Source organism: Modestobacter caceresii (assembly GCF_000761485.1).
Lineage (GTDB): Bacteria > Actinomycetota > Actinomycetes > Mycobacteriales > Geodermatophilaceae > Modestobacter > Modestobacter caceresii.
On record NZ_JPMX01000014.1, the window covers coordinates 1 to 22,862 of the forward strand.

At 75.1% G+C, this 22,862-nt stretch carries 20 protein-coding genes, 1 pseudogene and 1 riboswitch; of the genes and pseudogenes, 7 read left to right on the plus strand and 14 right to left on the minus strand.

The annotated features are described in order from the left end of the window. Positions 1-289: pseudogene (locus IN07_RS25625) on the plus strand (GTP-binding protein HSR1); the annotation flags it as partial. Here the strand turns inward: IN07_RS25625 and IN07_RS04685 are convergent. The 5 genes from IN07_RS04685 to IN07_RS04705 all read right to left on the minus strand — a co-directional run bounded on the left by IN07_RS04685 (position 286) and on the right by IN07_RS04705 (position 5,798). Next, on the minus strand, positions 286-1,524 hold the full coding sequence (locus IN07_RS04685) for an MFS transporter (RefSeq protein ID WP_052090833.1): 1,239 nt from the start codon (positions 1,522-1,524) through the stop codon (positions 286-288). The pseudogene IN07_RS25625 and the gene IN07_RS04685 overlap by 4 nt on opposite strands. Before the next feature lie 114 nt (positions 1,525-1,638). Then, complete coding sequence (locus IN07_RS04690) at positions 1,639-3,135, minus strand: precorrin-2 C(20)-methyltransferase (RefSeq protein WP_036333986.1); 1,497 nt, start codon at positions 3,133-3,135, stop codon at positions 1,639-1,641. A gap of 61 nt (positions 3,136-3,196) precedes the next feature. Next, complete coding sequence (locus IN07_RS04695) at positions 3,197-3,817, minus strand: precorrin-8X methylmutase (RefSeq protein ID WP_036333987.1); 621 nt, start codon at positions 3,815-3,817, stop codon at positions 3,197-3,199. Beyond that, a complete protein-coding gene (gene cobG, locus IN07_RS04700) occupies positions 3,817-5,019 on the minus strand; it encodes a precorrin-3B synthase (protein ID WP_036333988.1) in 1,203 nt (400 codons plus the stop codon). The genes IN07_RS04695 and cobG overlap by 1 nt, the downstream gene beginning before the upstream one ends. Positions 5,020-5,084: 65 nt before the next feature. Continuing rightward, the gene (locus IN07_RS04705; protein ID WP_036333989.1) at positions 5,085-5,798 is read right to left on the minus strand and encodes a DUF4383 domain-containing protein; all 714 of its coding nucleotides are present in this window, start codon (positions 5,796-5,798) and stop codon (positions 5,085-5,087) included. A gap of 133 nt (positions 5,799-5,931) precedes the next feature. On the opposite strand from IN07_RS04705, the gene IN07_RS04710 reads away from it, so the two are divergent. Then, on the plus strand, positions 5,932-6,261 hold the full coding sequence (locus IN07_RS04710; RefSeq protein ID WP_063124214.1) for a tetratricopeptide repeat protein: 330 nt from the start codon (positions 5,932-5,934) through the stop codon (positions 6,259-6,261). Between the two features lie 62 nt (positions 6,262-6,323). On the opposite strand, the gene IN07_RS04715 is transcribed toward IN07_RS04710, so the two are convergent. From IN07_RS04715 to IN07_RS04725, 3 genes are all read right to left on the minus strand, one after another. After that, positions 6,324-7,844, minus strand: coding sequence for an alkaline phosphatase D family protein (locus IN07_RS04715; protein ID WP_036333990.1), 1,521 nt, complete (start codon positions 7,842-7,844; stop codon positions 6,324-6,326). Positions 7,845-8,102: 258 nt separating this feature from the next. Continuing rightward, the gene (locus tag IN07_RS04720) at positions 8,103-9,713 is read right to left on the minus strand and encodes an alanine/glycine:cation symporter family protein (protein WP_081975195.1); all 1,611 of its coding nucleotides are present in this window, start codon (positions 9,711-9,713) and stop codon (positions 8,103-8,105) included. Beyond that, positions 9,713-10,150: a universal stress protein gene (locus tag IN07_RS04725; protein ID WP_036333991.1), complete on the minus strand. Its 438-nt coding sequence runs from the start codon at positions 10,148-10,150 to the stop codon at positions 9,713-9,715. Before IN07_RS04725 ends, IN07_RS04720 begins: the two co-directional genes overlap by 1 nt. A gap of 189 nt (positions 10,151-10,339) precedes the next feature. Between IN07_RS04725 and IN07_RS04730 the strand changes: the two genes are divergently transcribed. Further along, a complete protein-coding gene (locus IN07_RS04730) occupies positions 10,340-10,861 on the plus strand; it encodes an FKBP-type peptidyl-prolyl cis-trans isomerase (RefSeq protein WP_081975196.1) in 522 nt (173 codons plus the stop codon). Positions 10,862-10,967: 106 nt separating this feature from the next. Continuing rightward, a complete protein-coding gene (locus IN07_RS25630; RefSeq protein ID WP_052090814.1) occupies positions 10,968-11,297 on the plus strand; it encodes a VanZ family protein in 330 nt (109 codons plus the stop codon). 10 nt (positions 11,298-11,307) lie between these two features. Here IN07_RS25630 and IN07_RS04740 read toward each other — a convergent pair whose 3' ends face one another. The 6 genes from IN07_RS04740 to IN07_RS04765 are packed head-to-tail and all read right to left on the minus strand — an operon-like array spanning position 11,308 to position 19,330. Continuing rightward, the gene (locus IN07_RS04740; RefSeq protein WP_052090816.1) at positions 11,308-11,907 is read right to left on the minus strand and encodes a GNAT family N-acetyltransferase; all 600 of its coding nucleotides are present in this window, start codon (positions 11,905-11,907) and stop codon (positions 11,308-11,310) included. Then, positions 11,904-14,018 carry a penicillin acylase family protein gene (locus IN07_RS04745; protein ID WP_197058357.1) on the minus strand — a complete coding sequence of 705 codons (2,115 nt, stop codon included), beginning with the start codon at positions 14,016-14,018 and terminating at the stop codon, positions 11,904-11,906. Before IN07_RS04745 ends, IN07_RS04740 begins: the two co-directional genes overlap by 4 nt. Continuing rightward, complete coding sequence (locus IN07_RS04750) at positions 14,015-15,871, minus strand: IucA/IucC family protein (RefSeq protein ID WP_052090818.1); 1,857 nt, start codon at positions 15,869-15,871, stop codon at positions 14,015-14,017. Before IN07_RS04750 ends, IN07_RS04745 begins: the two co-directional genes overlap by 4 nt. After that, positions 15,868-16,461: a GNAT family N-acetyltransferase gene (locus IN07_RS25085; RefSeq protein ID WP_052090819.1), complete on the minus strand. Its 594-nt coding sequence runs from the start codon at positions 16,459-16,461 to the stop codon at positions 15,868-15,870. The genes IN07_RS04750 and IN07_RS25085 overlap by 4 nt, the downstream gene beginning before the upstream one ends. Beyond that, entirely contained in the window at positions 16,458-17,819 is a 1,362-nt protein-coding gene (locus IN07_RS04760) for a lysine N(6)-hydroxylase/L-ornithine N(5)-oxygenase family protein (RefSeq protein ID WP_036333992.1), read from the minus strand. The genes IN07_RS25085 and IN07_RS04760 overlap by 4 nt, the downstream gene beginning before the upstream one ends. After that, positions 17,816-19,330 carry a pyridoxal phosphate-dependent decarboxylase family protein gene (locus IN07_RS04765; RefSeq protein WP_064972363.1) on the minus strand — a complete coding sequence of 505 codons (1,515 nt, stop codon included), beginning with the start codon at positions 19,328-19,330 and terminating at the stop codon, positions 17,816-17,818. Before IN07_RS04765 ends, IN07_RS04760 begins: the two co-directional genes overlap by 4 nt. A 109-nt stretch (positions 19,331-19,439) precedes the next feature. On the opposite strand from IN07_RS04765, the gene IN07_RS04770 reads away from it, so the two are divergent. The 3 genes from IN07_RS04770 to IN07_RS04780 are packed head-to-tail and all read left to right on the plus strand — an operon-like array spanning position 19,440 to position 22,749. Next, positions 19,440-20,171: a siderophore-interacting protein gene (locus tag IN07_RS04770; protein ID WP_036333993.1), complete on the plus strand. Its 732-nt coding sequence runs from the start codon at positions 19,440-19,442 to the stop codon at positions 20,169-20,171. Continuing rightward, positions 20,168-21,412, plus strand: a complete 1,245-nt coding sequence (locus IN07_RS04775; RefSeq protein ID WP_036333994.1) for an MFS transporter — start codon at positions 20,168-20,170, stop codon at positions 21,410-21,412. The genes IN07_RS04770 and IN07_RS04775 overlap by 4 nt, the downstream gene beginning before the upstream one ends. Beyond that, positions 21,409-22,749 carry an MFS transporter gene (locus tag IN07_RS04780; RefSeq protein ID WP_231557994.1) on the plus strand — a complete coding sequence of 447 codons (1,341 nt, stop codon included), beginning with the start codon at positions 21,409-21,411 and terminating at the stop codon, positions 22,747-22,749. The genes IN07_RS04775 and IN07_RS04780 overlap by 4 nt, the downstream gene beginning before the upstream one ends. 27 nt (positions 22,750-22,776) lie before the next feature. Then, a riboswitch (cobalamin riboswitch) is annotated at positions 22,777-22,857 on the plus strand. Positions 22,858-22,862: the final 5 nt, after the last annotated feature.

A 22,862-nucleotide genomic window follows, 5' to 3' on the forward strand; every position in this document is an offset into this window, starting at 1 on the left:
GGTCGGCCTGGGCCTGCTCCAGCTGGACGACGTCGTCCCGCTGCCCCGGGTCGAGGGCATCCCGCTGCCGACGCTGCTGCTGGCCGGGGGGCTGCTCGCCGGGTTGCTGCTGGCGCTGCTGGCCCGGCCACTGGTGCACGTCGGCGCCCGGAGACGGGCCGGACAGGTGCGGCGGCGGTTGCTGGACCGGGTCGGTGAGGTGGCCGACGCGGAGGTGGCCGAGCCGCTCACCGAGGCCCGCGAGGACCACACCCGGTTCTGTGCGGCGGTGACCCGCGCTGGCAGCTAGTCGAGGGCGGCGGCGGGGGCCCGGTGCGCGGGCTCCCCGACCGGGGTGGCCGGCCGGCGCGCGTGCAGGGCCAGGCCGCCCACCGCCAGCAGGGCCAGCACGATGACGGCCACGCCGTACACCTGTGCCGTCCGCTCCAGGCCGACGTGCCCGGCCGCCACCCCCGCGGCGATCGCCGGCACGCTGAAGGCCAGGTAGCTGGCGGTGAAGACCGCCGACAGCAGGGCGGCCCGCTGCCCGGGGGCGACGCCCTGGGTGACGGTCGCCATCGCACCCAGGAAGGCGGTGCCGAAACCGAAGCCGGAGACCACCGCGGCGACGAAGAACAGCGTGAGCGACCCGGTGGTCAGCGCGGTCACGGTGCCGGCCACCCCGACGGCGAAGACCAGGGCGCCGACGACCATCGACCGGGCCGGCGCGACCGTGCGCATCGACAGCGAGCCGACCAGGCCGGTGCCGTTGAGCGCGAGGATGACCAGGCTGCCGACGACGTGGTCCTGCACGTCGAAGACGCCGGCCACCAGCGACGGGCCGAGCGAGGCGTAGAGCCCGCCCAACGCCCAGGTGGCGACCAGGCAGGGCAGGACGACGACGAACGCCCGGCGCTGCGAGGCGGGCACCTGGACGCTGGGCCGCAGCGACCGCGCCGCACCGGGCAGCCGGGGGGAGGACTCCGGCAGGAACACCCACACCCCGGCGGCCGCGGCCACGCACAGCACGGTGAGGACACCGAAGACCCAGCTGGTCGGTGCGGGCAGGAACTCGACCGCCAGCCCGGCGCTCACCGCGCCGACGGAGAGCCCCACCGCGGGGGACGCCGAGTTGACCAGGGCCCCCAGCGGCCGGTCCGGGCGCTGCAGGTCCAGCAGCGCCGCACCGAACGCGCCGGTCAGCGCCCCGGTGGCCAGCCCCTGGACGATGCGGGCCAGCAGCAGCCACTCCACCCCGTCGGCGGTCAGGAACAGCACCATCGAGACGGCCTCGAGCAGCAGCGCGACGGCGAGCACCGGGCGGCGACCCACGTGGTCCGACAGCGCCCCGACCACCAGCAGCGACAGCAGCAGGGCGAAGGCGTAGACGCCGAAGACGACGGTGATCAGGCCGGAGCCGAACCCGAACTCCTCCGCGTAGACCCGGTACAGCGGCGAGGGCACCCCGGAGGCGGCGAGCATCAGGGTCAGCAGCACCGCCACCGTCCAGAAGGCGGCAGGCCGGCTGAGCTCACGACGGGGCACGAACCGATGCAAGCCGCAACGAGCCCGCACTGTTCCCGCTGGCGGCTCCGCCCGGAGGCTCGTCCCGAGCTCCCGAGCTCCCGAGCTCGCGAGGGATGAGAGGGGCGGGGTCCTTCAGCAGCCGGGGTAGCGGCGGGAGGTGAAGACCTGACCGGACGGCGTCACCCGGGTCTGGGTGGAGCCGATCATCACCAGACACCGCATGTCGACGGACTCGGGGTCGAACTCGCCGAGGGTGGTCACGGTGACCGACTCCTCCGCGCCGCCGACGTCCCGGCCGATGACGACCACGGTCTCCGGCTTCTTGACCTCCAGCAGCGCCTGGTGCGCCTCGCCCAGCTGGTGTGGCCGGGCCTTGGAGCGCGGGTTGTAGAGCGCGATCACCAGGTCGGCGGCGGCCGCGTGCCGCAGCCGGTCCAGCACGACGTCCCAGGGCTTGAGGACGTCGGACAGCGAGATGACCGCGAAGTCGTGCCCGAGCGGTGCACCCACCCGCGAGGCCACCGCCTGCGCCGCGGTGAGCCCGGGCAGCACCCGCACCTGCACGTCGGGGAAGTCCTCGGCCGCCACCTCGAGCACCGCCGCGGCCATCGCGAACACGCCGGGGTCGCCGCTGGAGACGACGGCCACGCGCCGTCCGGACCGGGCCAGCTCCAGGGCGTGCGCGGCGCGCTCGGCCTCCACCCGGTTGTCGCTGGGGTGCCGGGTCTGCCGCGGGTTGGCCGGCACCCGGTCCAGGTAGGGGCCGTAGCCGACCAGGTCGTCGGCGCGGGCCAGCGCCTCGGCGGCCTCCGGCGTCGTCCAGCTGCGCTGCCCGGGGCCGAGGCCGACCACCACCACCTCGCCGGTGCGCACCTCGGCCTCACTGGCCTGTTCCGGTCCCGGGACCGGCCCGGTCAGCTCGCTGGGCAGCAGTGCGAGGGAGAAGTAGGGGACGGTGTCGGGGTCCACGTCCGCCAGCGGCATGGTGCGCTGCTGGGCGGTCGTCGCCCGCTCCACGTAGAAGGCGCGGTCGAGCACCCCGGCGGCCTCGAAGGCGTCGCGGACGTTGCGGAACGTGCGGCCGAGCTTCATCACCGCGGCCGAGTCGGTGGTCGACAGCCACTCGGCGAGCTCGTCGGACGGCAGCGTGCCGGGCAGCACGGTGAGCACCTCGTCCCGCTCCACCAGCGGCCGGCCGAGCACCGCGGCCGCGCCGCTGACGCTGGTGACCCCGGGGACCACCTCGGTCGGGTACCGGTGCGCCAGCCGCTTGTGCATGTGCATGTACGAGCCGTAGAAGAACGGGTCGCCCTCGGCGAGGACGACGACGTCCCGGCCGGCGTCCAGGTGCGCGGCCAGCCGGGCGGCGGCGGCCTCGTAGAACTCGTCGATCGCGCCCTGGTAGCCGCCGGGGTGCGCGGTGGTCTCGGTGGTGACCGGATAGACCAGCAGCTCCTCGACCTGCCCCTCGCGCAGGTACGGCGCGGCCAGGGCCCGGGCAACCGAGCGGCCGTGCTGGGCGGCGTGGAAGGCGACGACGTCCGCGGCGCCGATCAGCCGGGCGGCCTTCACCGTCACCAGCTCCGGGTCGCCCGGCCCCAACCCGACCCCGTACAGCCGCCCGGTCACCGGTGTCCCCCGTCCACCAAAATGGCCATTGTGGTGGTCATCCGGCGCGTCTCGCGGCCCGTCATTCGGCGGTGCTCGCGATCGCGTTGACGGCGGCGGCGGTGATGGCGCTGCCACCGCGCCGGCCGCGGACGGCGAGGAACTCCAGGTCCGAGGCGGCCAGCGCCTCCTTGGACTCGACCGCACCGATGAAGCCCACCGGGATGCCGATGACCGCAGCCGGGCGCGGGGCCCCGTCGCGGACCATCTCCAGCAGGTGGAACAGCGCGGTGGGGGCGTTGCCGATCGCGACGACGGCGCCGTCCAGCCGGTCCCCCCACAGGTGCATCGCCGCCGCGGTGCGGGTGGTGCCCATCTCCCGCGCCAGGTCGGGGGTGCGCGGGTCGTTGAGGGTGCAGACGACCTCGTTGAACGCCGGCAGCCGCTTCCGGGTCACGCCGGAGGCGACCATCTGGGCGTCGCACAGCACCGGGGCGCCGGACTCCAGCGCCTTGCGGCCGGCCAGGACGACGTCGGGGGAGAAGGCCACGTCGGCCACCAGGTCGACCTGCCCGCAGGCGTGGATCATCCGGACGGCGACCTGGGCGACGTCCTCGGGCAGGCCCGACAGGTCGGCCTCGGCGCGGATGGTGGCGAAGGACTGCCGGTAGATCTCGGCGCCGTCGTGCTCGTAGGAGTACATCAGTCCTCATCGATCCAGAGTTCGTAGCCGGACGGCGTCGCGACGACGTCGACGACCCCACCCTGCGGTCGGCCGCAGCGGCGCTCGCAGCCGGCCCAGTGCTGTCGGGCGCCGCCGGCGGGCAGCGTCCGGGTGGAGACGGCGGTGAGCGCGTCGGCGCGGACGTCGGCCAGCGACTTGGCGCAGCCCGGGCGGCCGGCGCAGGTGGTCACCTGCAGCCAGGGGCTCGCCTCGTCGAACACCATGCCGGTGCGGAACAGGTCGACAGCGGCGTCGTCCACGGCGTCCTCGGCCAGGTCGGGCACGACGACGCTGCGCCACGGCGTCAGCTGCACCTCGTCGGCGAGCCGGGCGAGGAGGTCGGCCTGGTCGGCGGTCAGCCGGCCCAGCGGGACGACGCCGATCAGCGCCGTCCGGCCGTCGACCTGCGTCGCGGCCCCGACCGGCCCCACCACCGCCGCCCCCGGCACCTCTACCCGACCACCAAGATGGCCATTCTGGTGGTCGGGGAGGGCCAGGCGGGTGGCGACGCGGGTGGGGCCGTCGGCGAGCTCGGTCAGGCGCCAGGCGGTCGAGCCCTGGGCCGAGCGCTCGGCGAGGAAGGCTCGGGTGGCGTCGAGGGCGAGCGGCACCGCGTCGGCCGGGGAGCAGCGCAGGCCGGAGTCGACGCCGCCGAGGAGCAGGGCCACGGTGGCGGCGGAGAGGGCCAGCAGGCCGACGTCCCCACCGAGACCGGCGACGTCGCCCCGGCCGTCGTCCAGGGTCAGCAGGAAGCGGCCGGGCAGCTCGGCCAGCACGGGGTCGGCGCAGAGACCGGCGTCGAAGGCGCCGACCCACGGCCGGACGTCGACGTGCCCGCCCTCGGTCCGCCCGGACAGCGTGCTGGCCAGGACGTTGCGCACCCGCTCGTGCGTGGCGCTGGGCAGCAGCCCGGCCGTGGCCAGCCGCTCGCCCAGCTCGACCTCCGCGCCGGACGGCAGGCCGCGAAGCTGCAGGTTGCCCCGGCTGGTCAGCTCCAGGTGCCCGTCGCCGAGCTCCCGGGCCGCGGCCGCCAGCGCCTGCAGTTGCGCCGCGCTGATCGCCCCGCCCGGCACCCGGACCCGGGCCAGCCCGCCGTCCGCTGCGGCGTGGGTCTGCAGGGCGCCGGGGCAGGCGTCGACGCGGTCGCGCGGAGGGGAGACGGAGGCACCGGACGAAGACATGGCGCTCGCGAGGCTACTTCCCGACGGCCCCGGTGCACCGGGGCCGTCGGGCCGGTCCTGCCGGATCAGGTCAGCGACGTCCGGTCGGAGGACATCCAGACCCGCCGCCGGTCGGCCCGGGTGCGCACCTTCGCCATCGCGTCGACCCGCCGCTGCTGCTCGGCGGTGGCGCGGTGCTCGACCACGGCCAGCTCGGCCTGTCGCATGTCCCGCTCGGCCGCCTCCTCCGCCGGGGTCTGCGGCAGCTGCGGGTCGAGGTCCTCGGGCGAGACCTCCGGGCCGGTGTCCTCCCGGTAGGGACTGTCGGCCGGCAGGTTCCCACTGATCCGGCCGTAGGCGCCGAGCGTCAGCAGCACGAGGCCGGCGCAGATGGAGAAGATGACGTTGGCCATCGAGAACGCCAGCAGGTTCAGGTCGCCCTCCAGTACCGCCAGGTTCGCCAGCGCGGAGATCAGGAACAGCGCGCCGATCACCAGCATCACGTTCGACACCGGGCGGGGGCCGAGGAACGCGGTGACCACCAGCACGAGCGCGGTGACCACCGAGATCGTGGAGAGCAGGCCGTTGGAGGACAGGCCGGCCACCTCGCCACCGTCGGTGGAGAAGTAGGCCAGCCCGTCGGCGAAGCCGAGCAGGCCGAAGGTGAGCAGGACCAGGGCCACGACCACCGCGCCGACGCGCTGCACGGTGTAGACCACCGACCCACCACCCTCGTCGGTCTGGTTCGCGTCGTCCGACCCGTTCGGCCGACGGTCTCGCAGGTTCTCGCGCACGCCCATGGTTTGCCTCCGTCGTGTGGATGACCAGACGTCGGTGCTTCGTCGTCCGCTGCCCGGGTGGATGCGCCGCGTGCACGACACGCCGGGAAGAGCCGTGGGGACGGCGCTGTTACGGGCCGGTGGAAGGAGCGTCATGACCCAGCCGTACGAGATCGACCTGCACTCGGAGTACCTGCGCGCGGACCTGTTCCTGGCGATGGGCCAGCCCACGGAGGCCGCCCGCGTCCTGGAGGCGGTGCTCGCCGCCGAGCCGGACAACCAGGCGGCGCTGGAGCTGCTGGCCCGGAGCTACTTCGGCTCGGCCCAGCTCAGCCGCGCCGAGGAGACGCTGAGCCGGCTGGTGGAGCGGGCCCCGGCCAACGGCTGGGCCCGCCGCGCGCTCGCCCGCACCCTGGAGCGGCAGAGCCGGGGCGCGGACGCCGCCGTCCACCACCGGGTGGCCGACGCACTCGGCGCCGCCTGACGGCCCCGTCCCGAGGCTCGCCCCCAGCTCGCGCGGGGTGAGCCTCGGGAGGGGCTCCTCCGTCAGGCCGGCGTCAGGTCGGTCGAGTGCAGCACCGCTCCGGCGACGTCGCGCAGCTGGACCGTCATGACCCCGCTGTGCCCGTCGATCCGGACGTGGCCGAGGAACTGGAGGCCGGCGCTCGGCGGCTGGTTCGGGCTGTCCGCCGCGCGGGACCAGACCACCTGGGGGCCGAAGGTGCCGTCGAGGTCGTTCGGTCCGAACGTGCCGGCGTGCAGCGGGCCGCTGACGAACTCCCAGAACGGGTCGAAGTCGGAGAACGAGGCCTTCTCCGGGTCGTAGAAGTGGGCCGCGGTGTAGTGGACGTCGGCGGTCAGCCACACCACGTTGCGGACCCTGCGGCGCTTCAGCTCCGACAGCAACCACGCCACCTCGAGCTCCCGTCCGGCGGGCGAGCCGGGAGCGTGGTTGGCGATGGCCTCCTGCGCGACCTCGCCGTCGGGCACCACCACGCCCAGCGGCATGTCGGAGGCCACCACCTTCCACAGCGCGCAGGAGGCAGCCAGCTGGTCGGCGAGCCGGGTGAGCTGGTCGGTACCGAAGATCCGGGTCTCCGGCCCCTCCGTCGCCAGGTTGGCGGTGTTGGGCCCGCGGAACGAACGCAGGTCGAGCGCGAAGACGTCGACCAGCGGGCCGTAGGGGAGGACCCGGTCGATCCGGCTGCCGGAGAGCGGCATGTACTCGCCGAACGCCTGGCGGGCGCGGGCGGCGAGGGTGTCGACGTCCTTGACCGTGTACCTGGCGTCGCTGCCCGTCGTCCCCAGGACCTCGCCGGGGTACCAGTTGTTGGTCACCTCGTGGTCGTCCCACTGGACGAACTGCGGGACCTGGGCGGCGAACCGGCGCACGTTGTCGTCGATCAGGTTGTAGCGGTACTGACCGCGGTACTCGTCCAGGGTCTCGGCGACCTTGCTCTTCGCCGGGGTGACCACGTTGCGCCACACCGTGCCGTCGGGGAGCTCGACCCGCTCCTCCAGCGGCCCGTCGGCGTACACGCTGTCGCCGGAGTGGATGAAGAAGTCCGGGTCCAGGAGGCGGACGGACTCGAAACCGGTCATGCCCCCGAGGTCGGGGTTGATCCCCCAGCCCTGCCCCGCGACGTCGCCGGACCACGAGAAGCTGACGTCCCGGCGGTCGGCCGGGGCGGTGCGCAGCGTGCCCAGCAGGGGCTCGCAGGCGCGGCCGTGCTCCCCGACGAACCGGACGCGGTAGAACAGCTCGGTGCCGGCCGGCAGGCCACTGAGCGCCACCTTGCCGGTGAAGTCGGTGTCCGGGCCGACGTCGACCCGCCAGCGGCCGCGCCGGCCGCGGAAGTCCTCGGTCCCGGCGACCTCGACCAGCATCCGAGCCGGCCGGTCGGTCTTCGACCAGATGATCCCGGACGTCGCGGTGACGTCGCCGCTCTGCACGCCCCACGACGTGGCGGGACGGTCGAACCGCTGAGCCGGCGCGGCGAACGCCCGCGGTGCCGGACCGAGCAGTGCGCCGGCGCCGGCAGCTCCGCCGACGGCGGCGGCCTGCATCAGCTGCCGTCGGGAGAGCGGTCGTGCCGGTGGCGAAGCGGGCGAGGTGTGTGGCTGATCGGACATCGGTGGCCCCCCTGGGTTCCGCGCTGGTGGTGGAACCCTGGGCCGTCGAGGAGGCGGCCGGACCACGGGTCGGCGACCGGCGGGCGAGGACCGCGTGAACCGGCCGTGGACGGCCACGCGCTGTCCATGGAGGCTCCCGGCCTCGTCGTCCGGCGGGTGCTCGAGTTGCAGACCACCCGCCGGAGCGACGGGTCAGCGGTCCTCGACCGAGGGCGGCGGGTTCGGGGTGGTGCCGTCGACGCCCGTGGTGGCAGCGGTGCTGCCGCCCGTCGGGGAGGGCGTGATGCCCCGCTCGGCGACCGGCAGGAGCGCCCCGTGGGCCAGCCGCTCGCGGTAGCCGAACAGCTCCCGCTTCACCACCCGGCTCAGGATGTAGAGCCCGATGATGTTCGGCAGCGACATCAGGAAGATCATGCTGTCGGAGAAGCCGATCACCGCGTCGAGGGTCGAGGAGGCCCCGATGACGACGAAGATGCAGAAGATCAGCTTCCAGGTCCGGTCCACGAACATCGACTCGCCGAACAGGTAGGTCGACGCCTTCAGCCCGTAGTAGCTCCAGGCGAGCATCGTCGAGTAGGCGAACAGGATCACCGCGACCGCCAGCACGACCGGGAACCAGCCCGCGACCGTCTCGAAGGCGGCCGACGTGGTCTCCACACCCGGGGCGCTGGTCTCGTCCGCCCAGGTGCCGGTGATCACGATGGCCAGCGCGGTCATCGTGCAGATGACGACGGTGTCGACGAAGGGCTCGAGGACCGCGACGTGCCCCTCGGTCGCCGGCTCGTTCGTCTTCACCGCGGAGTGGGCGATCGCGGCCGACCCCAGCCCGGCCTCGTTGCTGAACGCCGCCCGCCGGAAGCCCTGGATGAGCACGCCGACGACGCCGCCGAACCCGGCCTCGGGGCTGAACGCCGTCCGGAGGATCTCCCACAGGGCGCTGGGGATCTGGGTGAAGTTCGAGAACAGGACGGCGAGGCAGGCCAGCACGTAGAAGACGGCCATGAACGGGACGAGCTTGTCGGTGACCCGGGCGATGCTCCGGATCCCGCCGATGATCACCGCCCCGACCAGGAGCGCGAGCACCAGGCCGAAGACGGCGCCGGCGGCCCCGAACCCGAGCCAGCCGTCCGCGCCGCCCGTCACCGACTGGGCCTGGGCGAAGGCCTGGTTGGCCTGGAACATGTTCCCGCCACCGACGGCGCCGCCCAGGGTGAAGATGCAGAACAGGACCGCGAGGACCTTGCCCAGCGTGCCCTTGCCCTTCTCCTTCAGCCCCTGGCTCAGGTAGTACATGGGGCCACCGGAGACCCGGCCGTCGTCGTAGACCCTGCGGTACTTGACGCCGAGGGTGCACTCCACGCCCTTGGTGCACATGCCGACGAGGCCGGCGATGATCATCCAGAAGGTCGCCCCCGGCCCGCCGAGGGAGATGGCCACCGCGACCCCGGCGATGTTGCCCAAGCCCACCGTCCCGGAGACGGCGGTCGCCAGCGCCTGGAAGTGGGTCACCTCACCGGCGTCCTCGGGGTCGTCGTACTTGCCCTTGATCAGCTGGATCGCATGGCCGAAGGCCCGGAACTGGAAGCCCTTCAGGTAGATGGTGAAGAAGATCCCGGCGACGACCAGCCAGACGACGATCAGCGGCAGCTCGACGCCCTCGTCGATGAAGTCCAGCGGGACGGCGGCGAAGACGACGCCGGTGATGAACTCCGAGATCGGCGCGAAGACGTTGTCGACCTGCTCGTCGAACGTGGCGGCCAGCACCTCACGGGCAGGGACGTCGGAGAGGGCGAGCTGGGTCATCACGGCACCACCAGGACGGGGACGGGGGAGAGCTGGATGAGGCTGCTCGGGGTGGACCCGAACAGCAGCGTGCGGACCCGGCTCTGCCCGATCCGACCGACGGTGATCCACGCTGCGTCGTGCTCACGGGCCAGGGAGACCAGCGTCTCGGCGGGGTGCCCGTGCCGGACGACGCCGTCGATCTGCAGGTCACCGGCGGCGGACAGCCGCGCGAGCGCCGGGTCGAGCACCCGCTCGCGGGCCGACCTCGCCTCGCGTTCCTTGTCGATCGTGCGGCGCTCGTTCTCCTCCGCCGTGGAGAACGAGTAGGGCGACCAGGGGACGACGCAGGCCAGCACCAGGCGCAGGTCGTGTCTGCGCGCCGCGTCGGCAGCGGCGTCGGCCGCTCGCCCGCTCGCCTCGCTCCCGTCGAGCCCAACGATGATCGATGCGGACATCGGGTGACCCCCAGCCGTCGCGGACGTTGCGGGAAAGTTAGTGCCAAGCAGCGGCCCACCGCCAGACGAGCCCGGACCTCGTCGTCCGAGCTGTGGTGTCCTGGTGACCGTGCGGCCGGCGTCCTCGACCGGCCGGCCGCACCGAATGCCCGCCCCGACTCGAGCACCGCTCGGCCAGGAGACCTCCCCATGAACCGCCGCACCGTCCGCCGCACGCTGCTCGCCCTCCCGCTGTCGCTCGCCCTGTCCCTGCCGCTCGCCGCCTGCGCGAGCGGCGAGCCAGCCGGGTCGGCCGGGTCAGCGGTCGAGGAGGTGGCGGCCGAGGTCTCCACCGACCTCGGCGTGCGCCCCGAGGTGCCGGCGTCGGACGCGCCGGCGCCCACCGAGCTCGTCGTCGAGGACGTCGTCGTCGGGGACGGCGCCGAGGCCACCGAGGGCGCCGCCGCGCAGGTCAAGTACGTCGGCGGCTTCTACGAGTCCGGCGAGGAGTTCGACGCCTCCTGGGACCGGGGCGAGGACGAGACCCTGCCGGTCACCCTGGGGGCCGGCCAGGTCATCCCCGGCTTCGAGCAGGGCATCGAGGGCATGCAGGTCGGTGGCCGCCGGGTCGTCACCATCCCCAGCGAGCTCGGCTACGGCGACCAGGCCAGAGGGCCGATCCCCGCCGGGTCGACCCTGGTCTTCGTCCTCGACCTCGTCTCGGTGGACTGACCCGGGCCCCGGTGGTCGCCGATCGCGACCACCGTCCCGGCCCGGGGCGGTGGTGGGCCCGCGGGCTGCTCGCCGGCTACCTGGCCCTCGGCGCCCTCGTGACGTTGTGGCCCACCCGGTGGGCGGGTTCTCCGGCCCGATCGCCCGGGCCGTGCTGCAGGCCACCGGCCTCTCCTGGTCGGTGGTCTTCCCGCTGGTCGAGCGGGGCAGCAACGTGCTGCTGTTCGTCCCGCTGGCGCTGCTGTTGTGCTGGTCGCTGCCCCGATGGCCCCGGTGGGCGGTCTGGCTGACGTGCGTGGCCGGTTCGGTGGGCATCGAGCTCGTCCAGGCGCTGTTCCTGCCGGCGCGCTACCCGTCCCTGGTGGACATCGGCACCAACAGCACCGGCGCCGCGATCGGCGTCGGGCTGCACTGGCTGCTCACCCGCCGCCGCTGAGCCCCGGCCGTCAGGACGTCGGCTGGTGCCCGGGTGCGACCGCGGCCAGCATCGCCTCGAGGACCTCCCGGCGCAGGAACGCCAGCCGCGCGCGCTTGGTCGGCAGCTCCACCTCGGGACCGAGCTCGAAGCCCGTCCGGCGCAGCCGCTCCAGGGCGCCCTCGTTCGCCGCGTCGGGCTCGACGACGACGCGCCGCACGGTCGGGTCCGCGAGCGCGACCGCCCCGAGGGCGGCGGCGAGCCGGAGGGTGAACCCCGGCTCCGGGGTCGTGGCGGGGGCCAGCAGCACGTGGATGCCGAGGTCGCCGGGCTCCACGTCGTACACCTCGCCCACCGGGTCGGCGGCCGGCTGGTAGGTCTGCAGCAGCCCCACCGGACGGCCCGCCACGGACACCAGCCAGGCGTGGTGGGTGTCCAGCGAGTCCACGTAGGCGTAGATGTCGCGCACCTGCTCCTCGGTGTGGTCGGTCATCCCCCAGAACCGGGCGCGCTCCTCCCGCACCCACGAGTGCACCAGCGGGGCGTCGCGGTCGGGGTCGAGCCGGCGCACCTCGAGGGTGCGGCCGTCCCCGAAGGGGTGGGTGCCCTCGGCGAGGCGGGCATCGGTCACGGGATTTCCTCAGGTCGGGCGGATGGGACGGGGATCAGGGAGCCACGGGCCCAGAGCGGGGTCTGGTCCTCGGCGTGCGGGCCGGGCACACCGTCGGCGCCCAGCGGGACCACCCAGCGGCTGGCGTCGCGGTCGGCGAGGTCCCAGACGTAGCGGGCCACCGGTCCGCGCAGGCACAGGTCGGTGAGCCCGGGCAGGCTCGCGGTCGCCAGGACGCAGTTGGTGTCGCCGTGCAGCGGCAGCCCGTCGGCGGGCCGGACGACGGTCTCCTCCCAGCCGGTGCCGTCGAGGGAGTGCACGGTCCGCAGCCGGTGCGTCGACCCCCAGGCCGGCGCAGGTGTGGTCGCGGCGTCGGCGAGGGCGTCGTGGACCAGCGCGTCGACGTCGACGCCGTGCCGGGGGAGGACGTCGAGCAGCCGCTCCAGCGCCGTCCCGACCCGCTCCACGGGGGACAGCCACGGCGCCAGCACCTCCGGGACGCCGGCCGGGTGGTGCAGCGGTGCCAACAGCGGGAGGTCCAGGACGCGCCGCACCAGGGCGCTCCGCCAGGCGGCGAAGGCCCCGGCGCCGCGGCTGTCGGCGGCCATCCGGCGGTCCCAGGACAACAGCTCCGCGTGCAGCCGGGCGGCGGGGGTGCCGGTCGCGGGTGCTGCGCTCCGGCGGAGGACGTCGAGCAGCCCGGTGGCGGGGGAGGCCGTGTCGACCAGCAGCTCGGCGAGGTCCCCGGCCCGCAGGCCGGTGCGGTCGCCGACGAGGGCCCGCAGCCGGGCGGCGCGGTTCGGTGGGGCGAAGACCGTGCCGTACGGGACGACGTCCGGGCGCGCGTCGTTGGCGGTCACCGCGACGCCGTCCCAGGGCGCGCCGTCGGTGACCCGCAGCCCGGCGGGGGGAGGGCAGGAGCCGCGCCAGGCGTGCGCGTGGTCCCAGGCCGGGACCGGGTGCCAGCGGTTGCCGGCCGCCCGGTCGGGCACGCGGCCGGCGACCAGCTGGCGCACGTCGCCGGTGGTGTCGGCGACCAGCACGCTGTTCACCGGCTCGACCCAGGAGGCGAGGGCGGCCTCGACGTCCCGGGCCGTGCGCGCCTGCAGCAGCCGCGGCAGCGCCTCGAACCCGAGCGCGGTGTCCACCCGGCTGGGCGCGCGCAGGCTCAGCGCCTCGGGCTCCGCACCGCCGGACCAGGACGGCACGACGACCGGTCCGCGGGCGGTCTCCACGGTCTCCACGGTCACCGGCTCGCCGTCGCGGACGGCCAGCCGGACCGTCGCGGTGTCGGCCGGCTCCCAGCCGTCCGGCCCGAGGGCCAGCAGCCGGTCACCGTCGCGGCGCAGCCGTTCCCGGTAGAGGTCCTGGTGGACGGCCATCGCGTTCGTCACCGCCCAGGCCGCCGAGCCGGTGTGGCCGAAGTGGGCGACGCCGGGGACGCCGGGGAAGGCGAGCCCGACCACGTCGAGGGCCCCGGGCCCGTCCACCACCAGGTGCACCTGCTGGTAGACGCCGGGGCGCTCCAGCACCCGGTGCGGGTCGCCGGCGACCAGGGGGAGTCCGGACGCCGTCCGGGACCCGGTCACCGCGACCGCGTTGCTGCCGTCGGGTGGGCCCAGCCCGAGCGCGGTGGCGAGGTCGGGCCCGAGCCGCGACCCGAAGGACCGCAGCAGGTGCCCACGCCAGACCGTCGTCCCCAGGGACCCGAACAGGACGTGGTGGACCAGGAAGACCCCCAGCGGGGTCCACGGCTGCCAGCCGCCGTGCCCGCCCCGGGGCAGGCCGAGCGCCTGCAGCTCCGGTGACCGCGCGGCGCCCTCGGCCAGGCCGTCGCGCACGCCCGCCACGTAGGCGGCGACCCACCGCCGGGTCGCCGGGTCCAGCGCGTCGTGGCAGCGGCGGGCGGTGTCGTCCAGTCGGGCGCGGGCGGCGAAGGTGTCCCAGGACAGCCCGGCCGCGCCGACGTGCGCGGCCAGCGTCGCCTCGCTGCGCCAGCGCTCGACCTCCAGCTGCCACGCGCGGTCGACGGCGGTGACCCGGCCCTGCGCCCAGGCGAGGTCGTCGATCGACCCGGCCCGCACCGTCGGCACGCCCCACGGGTCACGGGTCACCCCGGCCGGGGCGGTCACCGGGGCGGGGCCGGTGCGTGCCGAGCCGGTGCGTGCGGGGCGACCGGGTTGGCCAGCGTGCCGGCGTACTGCAGGGAGGACGCCTGGTCGGCCAGGTCGACCATCTGGAGCGTGTTCCGCAGCTGCAGCCGGTTCAGGCAGGAGTGCTGGAACTCCGGGGTGAAGAGGTCGAAGCGCCGGTGCAGGTCGGGGTGGGCGTCCCGGTGCGCCAGCAGGCAGTCGGCGACGCAGCGCCAGACCTCGTCGGCGGGTAGCAGCCCGTCGGCGTCCAGCACGCCGGCGAGGTAGCGCAGGAACCCGTCGAAGACGTCGGTGAAGACCGACAGCAGGCGCACGTCGTCGTCGTACGCGACCCGCACCCGCTCGACGCCGGATGGCAGCGGCCGGTCACCGAAGACGGCGACCTCCTCCCCGACGTCCTTCATCAGGACCCGGGTCGGCACCGAGTCGCGCAGCACGAGGATGACGTTCTCCCCGTGCGGCATGAAGGCGAGGTCCTGGGCGAGCAGGCAGTGCACGACGGGGCGGAGGTAGGCGTCGAGGTAGCGCCGCAGCCAGGTGCGCGGGTCCAGCCCCGAGTCGGCGACGAGACCGCCCACCAGCGAGCGGCCCTCGGTGTCCCGGTGCAGCAGCGCGGCCATGGTCATCGCCCGCTCGTCCGGCGCCAGCCGCGGCACCGGGCTCTCCCGCCACAGCGCCGCGACCATCCGCTGGTACGGCGAGCGCAGCCCGCGGGCGGCCATCCGGTGGTAGGCGTCGCCGGTGTAGCCGACCGACGCGAGCTCGCGCAGCACCCCGAACCCGCTGGCCACCAGCTCGGGGTCACCGGTGACGACCTCGGCGACCCAGTCGTTGATCGCCGGGGTCGCCCGCATGTAGGCCGGTGAGAGCCCGCGCAGGAAGCCCATGTTCTGGATCGCCAGCGCCGTCTTGACGTAGTGCCGGTCGGGGCGGTCGAGGTCGAAGAACGTCCGGATCGACTGCTGGGCCTGGTAGCGGTCCTCGCTGTGCCCCACCGGCACGAGGTCGCGCCGGCCGACGTCGGCGGCGAAGGTGACCGCCAGCCGGTGGTCCCACTGCCAGGGGTGCATCGGCAGGTAGCTGAAGTCGTCCGGGTCCAGCCCCAGCGACCGCAGCCGGTCGGCGAACCGCGCGAGCAGCTCCTCGCCGAGCTGCCCGGCGTAGAGCTGCTGCTCGTCGACGCCCTCCCCGCAGACGAGGTGGGTGTGCTCCCGGCGCGCCGCCAGCCAGACCAGCCGGATCGGGGCTCCGGCCTCGGGGGCGTAGGCGGCGGCGTCGGCCAGCCCGAAGCCGATGCGCCCGTTGTTGGCCACGAACGCCGGGTGCCCCTCGGTCATCGACCGCTCGACGGTCTGCAGGTCGGCGCGGGCCAGCTCCCGGGCGTCGGTGCGGCGGTGGTGCAGCTTCCACGCCGCACCGGCGAGGGTCGCGCTGACCTCCTCCAGGTAGGTGCCCAGCAGCTGGTCGGGGATGCCGAGGTCGTGCTGCAGCTCGTCGACCAGCGCCAGCGCGTCCAGCGGTGCGTCGACGCCATCTACGGTGCGGGACACCGACGCCGGGTCCACGTCCCAGTGCTCCAGCGGCAGCACCCGCGCGGCGAACCGGTACCGGACGTCCGCGGCGGTGCGCAGCGACCACCAGGTCCGGCCCAGGCCGTCGGCCGGCCCGCCGTCCGCCTCGGGGGTGACGAGTCGCTCGTGGCCGAACTCCGACAGCGCCTTGGTGACGACGTGCCGGTGCGCCCGGGCCATCGCCACCGGCTCGAGGTGCTCGGCGCCGAGCGGGACGGCGTCCGCCGACAGCTCGTCCCGCTCGGTCGTGGACGCGGTCATGCCAGCACCCGGCCCAGCTCGCTCGCCGCGAAGGACGCCGGGGTGCAGGTGCTCAGTGCCGCGGTCTTGTGCCCCAGGTCGACCAGGCCGTGCTCGACGAAGCCCGCCGCCCGGTTCTTCGCCCGGATCGCCGCGTTGCGCGCGTCCGGCTCGACGACCACCCGGCGCGCGCCCGGGCGGTCCAGGGCGAAGCGCACGACCGCCGCCATCACGGCCGAGGTCAGCCCGCGGACGGGTGGGGCCCCCTCGGCCGGCGGTGCGACGAGGACGTGCATCCCGACGTCGCCGGGCTCGGCCGCCCAGACGCCGACCAGCTCCCGGTGGCGGGGGTCGTAGGTCTCGGCGAGGAACGCCGGGGTCCCGTCGACCCGGCCCAGCCACGCGTCGTGGTGCGGGTCGGCGGTGATCGCGGCGTAGGCGGTCCGCACCGCTGCCGGCTCGGCGCCCTGCATGAGCCAGTAGACCGAGCGCGGGTGGGTGACCCAGGAGTGCAGCAGGTCCAGGTCGCGGTCGACGTCCAGCGGTTCCAGGGTCAGCACCCCGACGGTCGTGCGGACCGACCAGGGGGGCGCGGCGGGGGCGGCGCTCATCGCAGGGCCCCGGTCGCCGTCAGCCCCGCCTCGTCGGGCAGCGCGTCGGCGTCCTCGGCGTCCTCGAGCTCGACCCCGAACTCCTGGTAGGCGATGTGCTGCTCGACCGGGTAGACCTCCCGGCCGCACATCGCGTTGAGGATCACCGAGTTCCGGTAGGGGCCCATGCCGAGGTCGGGCGCGGTGAGGCTGTGGGTGTGCTCCTCGGCGTTCTGCACGAAGACCTCCCGGCCGGTGGTGTCCACCGCGTAGTCCAGCGCCACGTCGTACCGGCCGTGCGCGTCCCACCGGATCCGGTCGCGGATCGGGTCCAGGAACGCCGGCACCCGGGACCGGTAGCCGGTGGCGAGGACGAGCCCCCGCGTCGACCGGCTGACCGTGCGCCCCTGCTCGGCGTGGTGCAGCCGCAGCTCGTAGCGCCGCTGCTCGGCGTCCCAGTGGGCGCCGACCACCTCGACGCCGGTGTGCAGCGACGAGGGCACCGCGCCGCGTCGTCCGGTGCGGTAGAGGGTGTCGTAGATGGCGTCCACGAGGGTGCCGCTGATGCCCTTGTAGAGGTGGCGCTGCTCGCGGGCGAGGGCGTCGCGGCGCCCCATCGGCAGGGCGTGGTGGTACCGGGCGTACTCCGGCGAGGTCATCTCCAGGGTCAGCTTCGTGTACTCCATGGGGAAGAACCGGGGGGAGCGGGTGAGCCAGTCGACGCGGTACCCGAGCCGGTCGGCGTCGGTGAGCAGGTCGAGGTACACCTCCGCGGCGCTCTGCCCGCTGCCCACGACCGTCACGTGCCCGAGGGTCTGCAGCTCCTCCTTGTGCTCCAGGTAGGCCGAGGAGTGCCAGGCCGGGCCGGGGAGCTCCCGCACCGGCTCGGGGACCCACGGCGCCGTCCCGACGCCGAGGACCAGCCGCCGGCCCAGGTGCACCTCCGGCTCACCCGAGCGGACGTCGCGGGCGTGCACCCGGTAGACCCCGGCGGCGGCGTCGTGCTCGACCCGCTCGACGCGCCGGCCCCATCGCAGCCCGGGCACCCGCTCGGCGACCCAGCGGCAGTAGGCGTCGTACTCCGCGCGCAGCGGGTGGAAGTCCTCGCGGATGTAGAAGGGGTAGAGCCGGCCGGTCGCCTTGAGGTGCGCCAGGAAGGAGTACGGCGACGTCGGGTCGGCCATGGTCACCAGGTCGGCGAGGAACGGGACCTGGAGGGTGGTGCCCTCGATCATCATCCCGGGGTGCCAGGAGAACTCCTCGTGCTCGTCGAGGAAGACGCCGGACAGGTCGGGCACCGGGGCGGTGAGCGCGGCCAGGCCGAGGTTGAACGGCCCGATGCCGACGGCGACGAAGTCGTGCACGGGGTCGGTGCTCATGCCGGGGCCTGCCCGCCGGCCAGCACCAGCGCCGCCGCGGGGGTCACCGCGGACTCCGCGACCAGGTCCTCGCCGGCCGCCCGGACCAGGTCGACCACCGCGCGGACGTCCGCCCGGGTGGTCGCCGGGTTCAGCAGGGTCAGCTTCAGCCACGGGCGCCCGTCGACGACGGTGCGGGCGACGACCGCCTCCCCCTCGTCGAACAACCGCTCGCGGATGCCGGCGACGAGCAGGTCGGCGGCGGCCGGGTCGAGCGGGCCGTCGGGGCCGATGGGCCGGTGCCGGAACAGGACGGTGCTCAGCGACGGTGCGCTGTGCACCTCGATGTCCGGGGCGGCGCAGAGGTCCTCGTGGACCTGCACGGCGAGGTCCAGGCAGGTGTCGAAGGCCTCGCCGATCGCGTCGGCCCCCATGGCGCGCAGCGTCACCCACAGCTTGAGCGCGTCGAAGCGCCGGGTGGTCTGCAGGCTCCGGTCGACCTGGTTCGGCGCGCGCTCACCGCGCGGGTTGAGGTACGCCGCGTGGTGGGTGACGTGCCGCAGCGTCGCGCCGTCGCGGACCAGCACCGCCGAGGACGCCACCGGCTGGAAGAAGGTCTTGTGGAAGTCCACGGTCACCGAGTCGGCGCGTTCGATGCCGTCGAGCAGGTGCCGGCGGCGGCGGGACGCCAGCAGCCCGCCGCCGTACGCGGCGTCGACGTGCAGCCACGCGCCGACCTCCGTGCAGACGTCGGCCACCGCGGGGAGCGGGTCGATCCGGCCGAGGTCGGTGGTGCCGGCGGTGACGGACACCGCCATGACGACGTCGCCGGCGTCCCGGACCCGGGCGGCGACCTGACGCAGCGCGGCGGGGTCCATCCGGTGCCGCTCGTCGGTCGGCACCGTGAGCACCGCGTCGGTGCCGAGCCCGAGCAGGCGTGCGGCCTTGCCGACGCTGAAGTGGGCCTGGTCGGTGGCCAGCACCCGCAGCCGCGCACCCGGGGGCAGCACGCCGCCCGGCAGCGCGGCGAGCGCCTCGTCCCGGGCCAGCAGCAGCGCGTGCAGGTTGGACTGGGTGCCGCCGCTGGTGAACACGCCGTCCGCAGCGGGGCCCAGGCCGGCACGGCCGGCGGCCCAGGCGACGAGCCGGCGCTCCATCAGGGTGGCCGTCGTCGACTGGTCGTAGGTGTCGACCGAGGTGTTGACCGCGGAGGCGAGCAGGTCCGCCGCCAGGGCCGGGATCGCGACCGGGCAGTTGAGGTGGGCCACGTAGCCGGGCTCGTGGAACCACACCGCGTGCTCGAGGTAGATCCGGGAGGTCTCCTTGAGGGCGGAGAACGTGTCGCCGAGCGGGGCCTCGAGGTCGACCCCGGCCACGAGCTCCTCGAGGTCCTGCTGCGGCACGCCCGAGCGGGGGCGGCGGACCACCCGCACGCGGTCGGTGAGCGCGCCGAGCGCCGCGGTGACGACCGCGGCGTAGTGGTCGACCGTCTCGCCCGAGAACAGGTGTGCGGTCGGCGTGTGCTCCGTCACGAACGAGCCCTTCCGTAGGTTAGCCTCCCCTAAACACGGCGGACGGTACACGGGGCTCGGACCCGGTGCGCGGGGGTCCTGCCGGGGGTGACGGCGAGAGGGACGAGCGATGCAGCACGGCTGGGAGGGCGTGGTCCTCAAGGCGCTGCGCGGTAAGGACTTCGTCCTCACCGTGCGCGGGAGCGAGCAGGTCGGCGAGCAGTACCAGCGGGTCCGGGTCTCCGACGGCGGGCTGCTCGCCGCCTGCCCGCCGCATCCGGCGATGTGGGTCCGGCTGTGGTTCGAACACGAGGGGCGCGCCCACCAGCGGGCGTACACGCTCGTCGATCCGGACCCGGCGGCGGGCACCTTCGACCTCGAGTTCGCCCTGCACGACGGTCCGGCCGCGCACTGGTCCGTCGCGGTGCAGCCCGGCGGCACCATCGAGGCGACGGTGCAGGGCACACGCGAGGCCGAGCCACCCCCGGCGACCCGGGTGGTGCACCTCGTCGGTGACCCGGCGTCCCTGCCGGCGGTGAACTCGCTGCTCGACGCCCACCCGACGACGCCCGCGCGGGTCTGGCTGGAGGCCGGGCACCCGGCCGACCGCGACCTCCCCGTGCGCGCCCGGGCCGGGCACGAGGTGGTGTGGGTCGACCGCGACGGCGCCGCCCCCGGGCAGGCGCTGCAGGCCGCCGTGACGGGCGCCTGGGCGGGGGACGCGGCAGCCGACCCGGCGCAGGACTGGTTCTGGGTGGCCTGCGAGGCCGCCGCCGCCCGGGCGCTGACCAAGCACCTGCGCCGTGACCTCGGCGTGGCCAAAGACCGCGTGTCCTCCCTCGCCTACTGGCGCGCGACGTGACCGCGCCGTCCGCACCCGCCGTCGCCGAGACGTCCCCGGTGGCGGTGGGCCGGCCGCCGTGGGCCCTGCTCACCACCCTCTGGGTCACCCAGTACGTCGGCATCGGCTTCCTCACCGTCGGGCTGGTCGCGATCCTGCGGGCCGACGGCGTCTCCCTCGCCGACCTCTCGCTCGTCTCGCTGCTGGGCCTCGCCTGGCCGCTCAAGCTGCTCTGGGCGCCGCTGCTGGACCGGTACGGGTCCCGGCGGCTCGGGCACCACCGCTCCTGGCTGCTCGCCCTGCAGAGCGCGATGGTCCTGGCGCTGCTGGCGCTGCTGCCCTTCGACGACCCGGGCGCCTCGCTCGGCCCGCTCGTGGTCGTCTGCGCCGTCTACGTGCTGCTGTCGGCGACCCAGGACGTGGCCGCCGACGCCCTCGCCGTCCGGCTGCTGCGTCCGGAGGACCGCGGCCTCGGCAACGGGGTCCAGGTGGGTGCCAGCTACGTCGGCACCGTGCTCGGCGGTGGACTCTGCGTCCTGGTGTACGACCGCGCCGGGTGGACCGCGGCCGTGCTGCTGCTCGCCGCCCTCACCCTGGTCGCGCTCGTGGTCGTGCTCCGGTTCCGTGAGCCGGAGCGCGACCCCCGGGTGCCCGGGAGCGCGGCGTGGGGTGCGTTGATCGGGGTGTTCCGCCGTCCCGGCGTGCCGGTCTGGGCGCTGGGCGTCGTGCCGCTCGTCTACGGCGGCGCGGCCGGGGTGTACGCCCTGCCCAGCGCGGCGCTGGTGGACGCCGGGTGGTCCCTCACCCGCATCGGCGTGGTCACCGGCGTCGTCGTCAGCGTGCCCGCGGCGCTGGCCGGCCCGCTCGCGGGGTGGCTGGTCCGCCGCTGGGGCCGGGCCGCGGTGCTCGTCGGCGGTGGCGTCGCCCTGGCGCTGTCGACGGCCGGGCTGGTCCCGCTGCTCCTCGGGTCGGCGCCGCTCACCGGCACGGTGGTGGCGCTCAGCGGCTTCCTCGTCGCGTACACCGCGCTGAACGTGGTGGTCTACACGGTGAGCATGGACCTCTCCCGCCCGGCCACGGCGGGCACCGACTTCACCACGCTCACCACGGTCCCGCTGCTCGCCTCCTTCCTCACCGCCTCCGCCGCGCTCGCCACGGCGGCGCTCGTCGGGTACGTCGCCTCGGCGGCCCTGTGGTGCGGCGTCACCCTGGTCGGGGTGGTGCTCGGCGTGCGGTGGTTGCGAGCCGCGCCGCTCCGGTGACCACGGTCCCGGCCGACCGGACGGCGGTGGACCCGCCCCGGCGGCTGCCGCTGCTCGCGGTCGAGGCGGCGACCCTGCTCTCCGGCACGGCCAACGGGGTCACCGCCGTCGTCCTGCCGTGGCTCGTCCTGGAGCGCGGCGGCGGCGCGGCGGGCGCCGGCCTCGTCGCCGCGGGGACGGCGCTGCCGCTGGTGCTCACCGCGGTGCTCGCCGGCGTCGTCGTCGACCGGGTCGGCCGGCGGCGGGTGTCGGTGGTCTCCGACGTGGTCTCCGCGGCCGCGGTCGCCGCGATCCCGCTGCTGGAGCTGGCGACGGGCGGGCTGGGGCTGGGTGCGGTGGTCGCGCTGGCCGCCCTCGGGGCCCTGCTCGACCCGGCCGGCGTGACCGCGCGCGAGGCGATGCTCCCCGAGGCCGCCGCGGCCGCCCGACTCCCGCTCTCCCGGGTCAACGGCGTCCACGAGGCGGTGTGGGGGTCGGCGTTCTTCATCGGGCCGGCGGTCGGCGGCGTGCTGATCGGGCTGGTCGGCGCGGTCCCGGCGCTGTGGGCCACGGCGGTCGCCTTCGCGCTGTCGGTCCTCGTCGTGGCCTTCGTCCGGGTCCCCGGCGGCGGGCAGCCGGAGCCCCGCACGGAGTCCTCCGGCAGCGCGGTCCGGCGCGTCCTCACCGACACCGCCGAGGGGATCGGCGTGCTCCGCCGCGACCGCCTCGTGCGGTGCGCCGCCCTGGTCGCCGTCCTGGTCTCGGCGACCTACCTGCCGATCTCGGCGGTGCTGCTGCCGGTGCTGTTCGAGGAGCAGGGCGCCCCCGGCCGGCTCGGCCTGCTGCTCCTGGTGATGAGCGGCGGCTGGGTGCTCGGGAGCCTGCTGCAGGGTGCGCTGGGCCACCGGCTGCCCCGCAGCGTCGTGCTCCGGGTCGCCACCGTGGGGGCGTCGGTCGCGCTCGTGCCGTTCGTGGCCCTGCCGCCCTACCCGGTCCTGCTCGGCTGCGGCGCGCTCGCCGGGCTGCTGTTCGGCCCGATCAACCCGCTGGTCAACCTGGCCTTCCAGCGCCGGGTGCCCACGCACCTGCGCGGGCGGGTGCTCGGGATCGTCGCCTCCGGCGCGTACGCCGCGGGGCCGGCCGGCTACCTGGCGGCCGGCGTGCTCGTCGACACCACCGGGCTGCGCGCGGCCTTCGCCGTCTTCGTCGGCGCCGTCGTCTTCGCCGGCCTCTCCGTGCTGGTGATGCGCCCGCTCCGGGAGCTCGACGACCTGTCGGACGGGGAGGGGCCTCCGCCGGGTCTGCCGGCCGCGGCCGGGCCGGTGCTGCCCGAGCCCCGGGCATCGGCAGCCCGGTAGCGTCTCCGGCACATCACGGCAGTGCGCGAGGAAGCCGGTGCGAACCCGGCGCGGTCCCGCCACTGTGAGCCCCGGCGTCGTCGAGATGCGGGGGCGAGCCAGACACTCCGGCT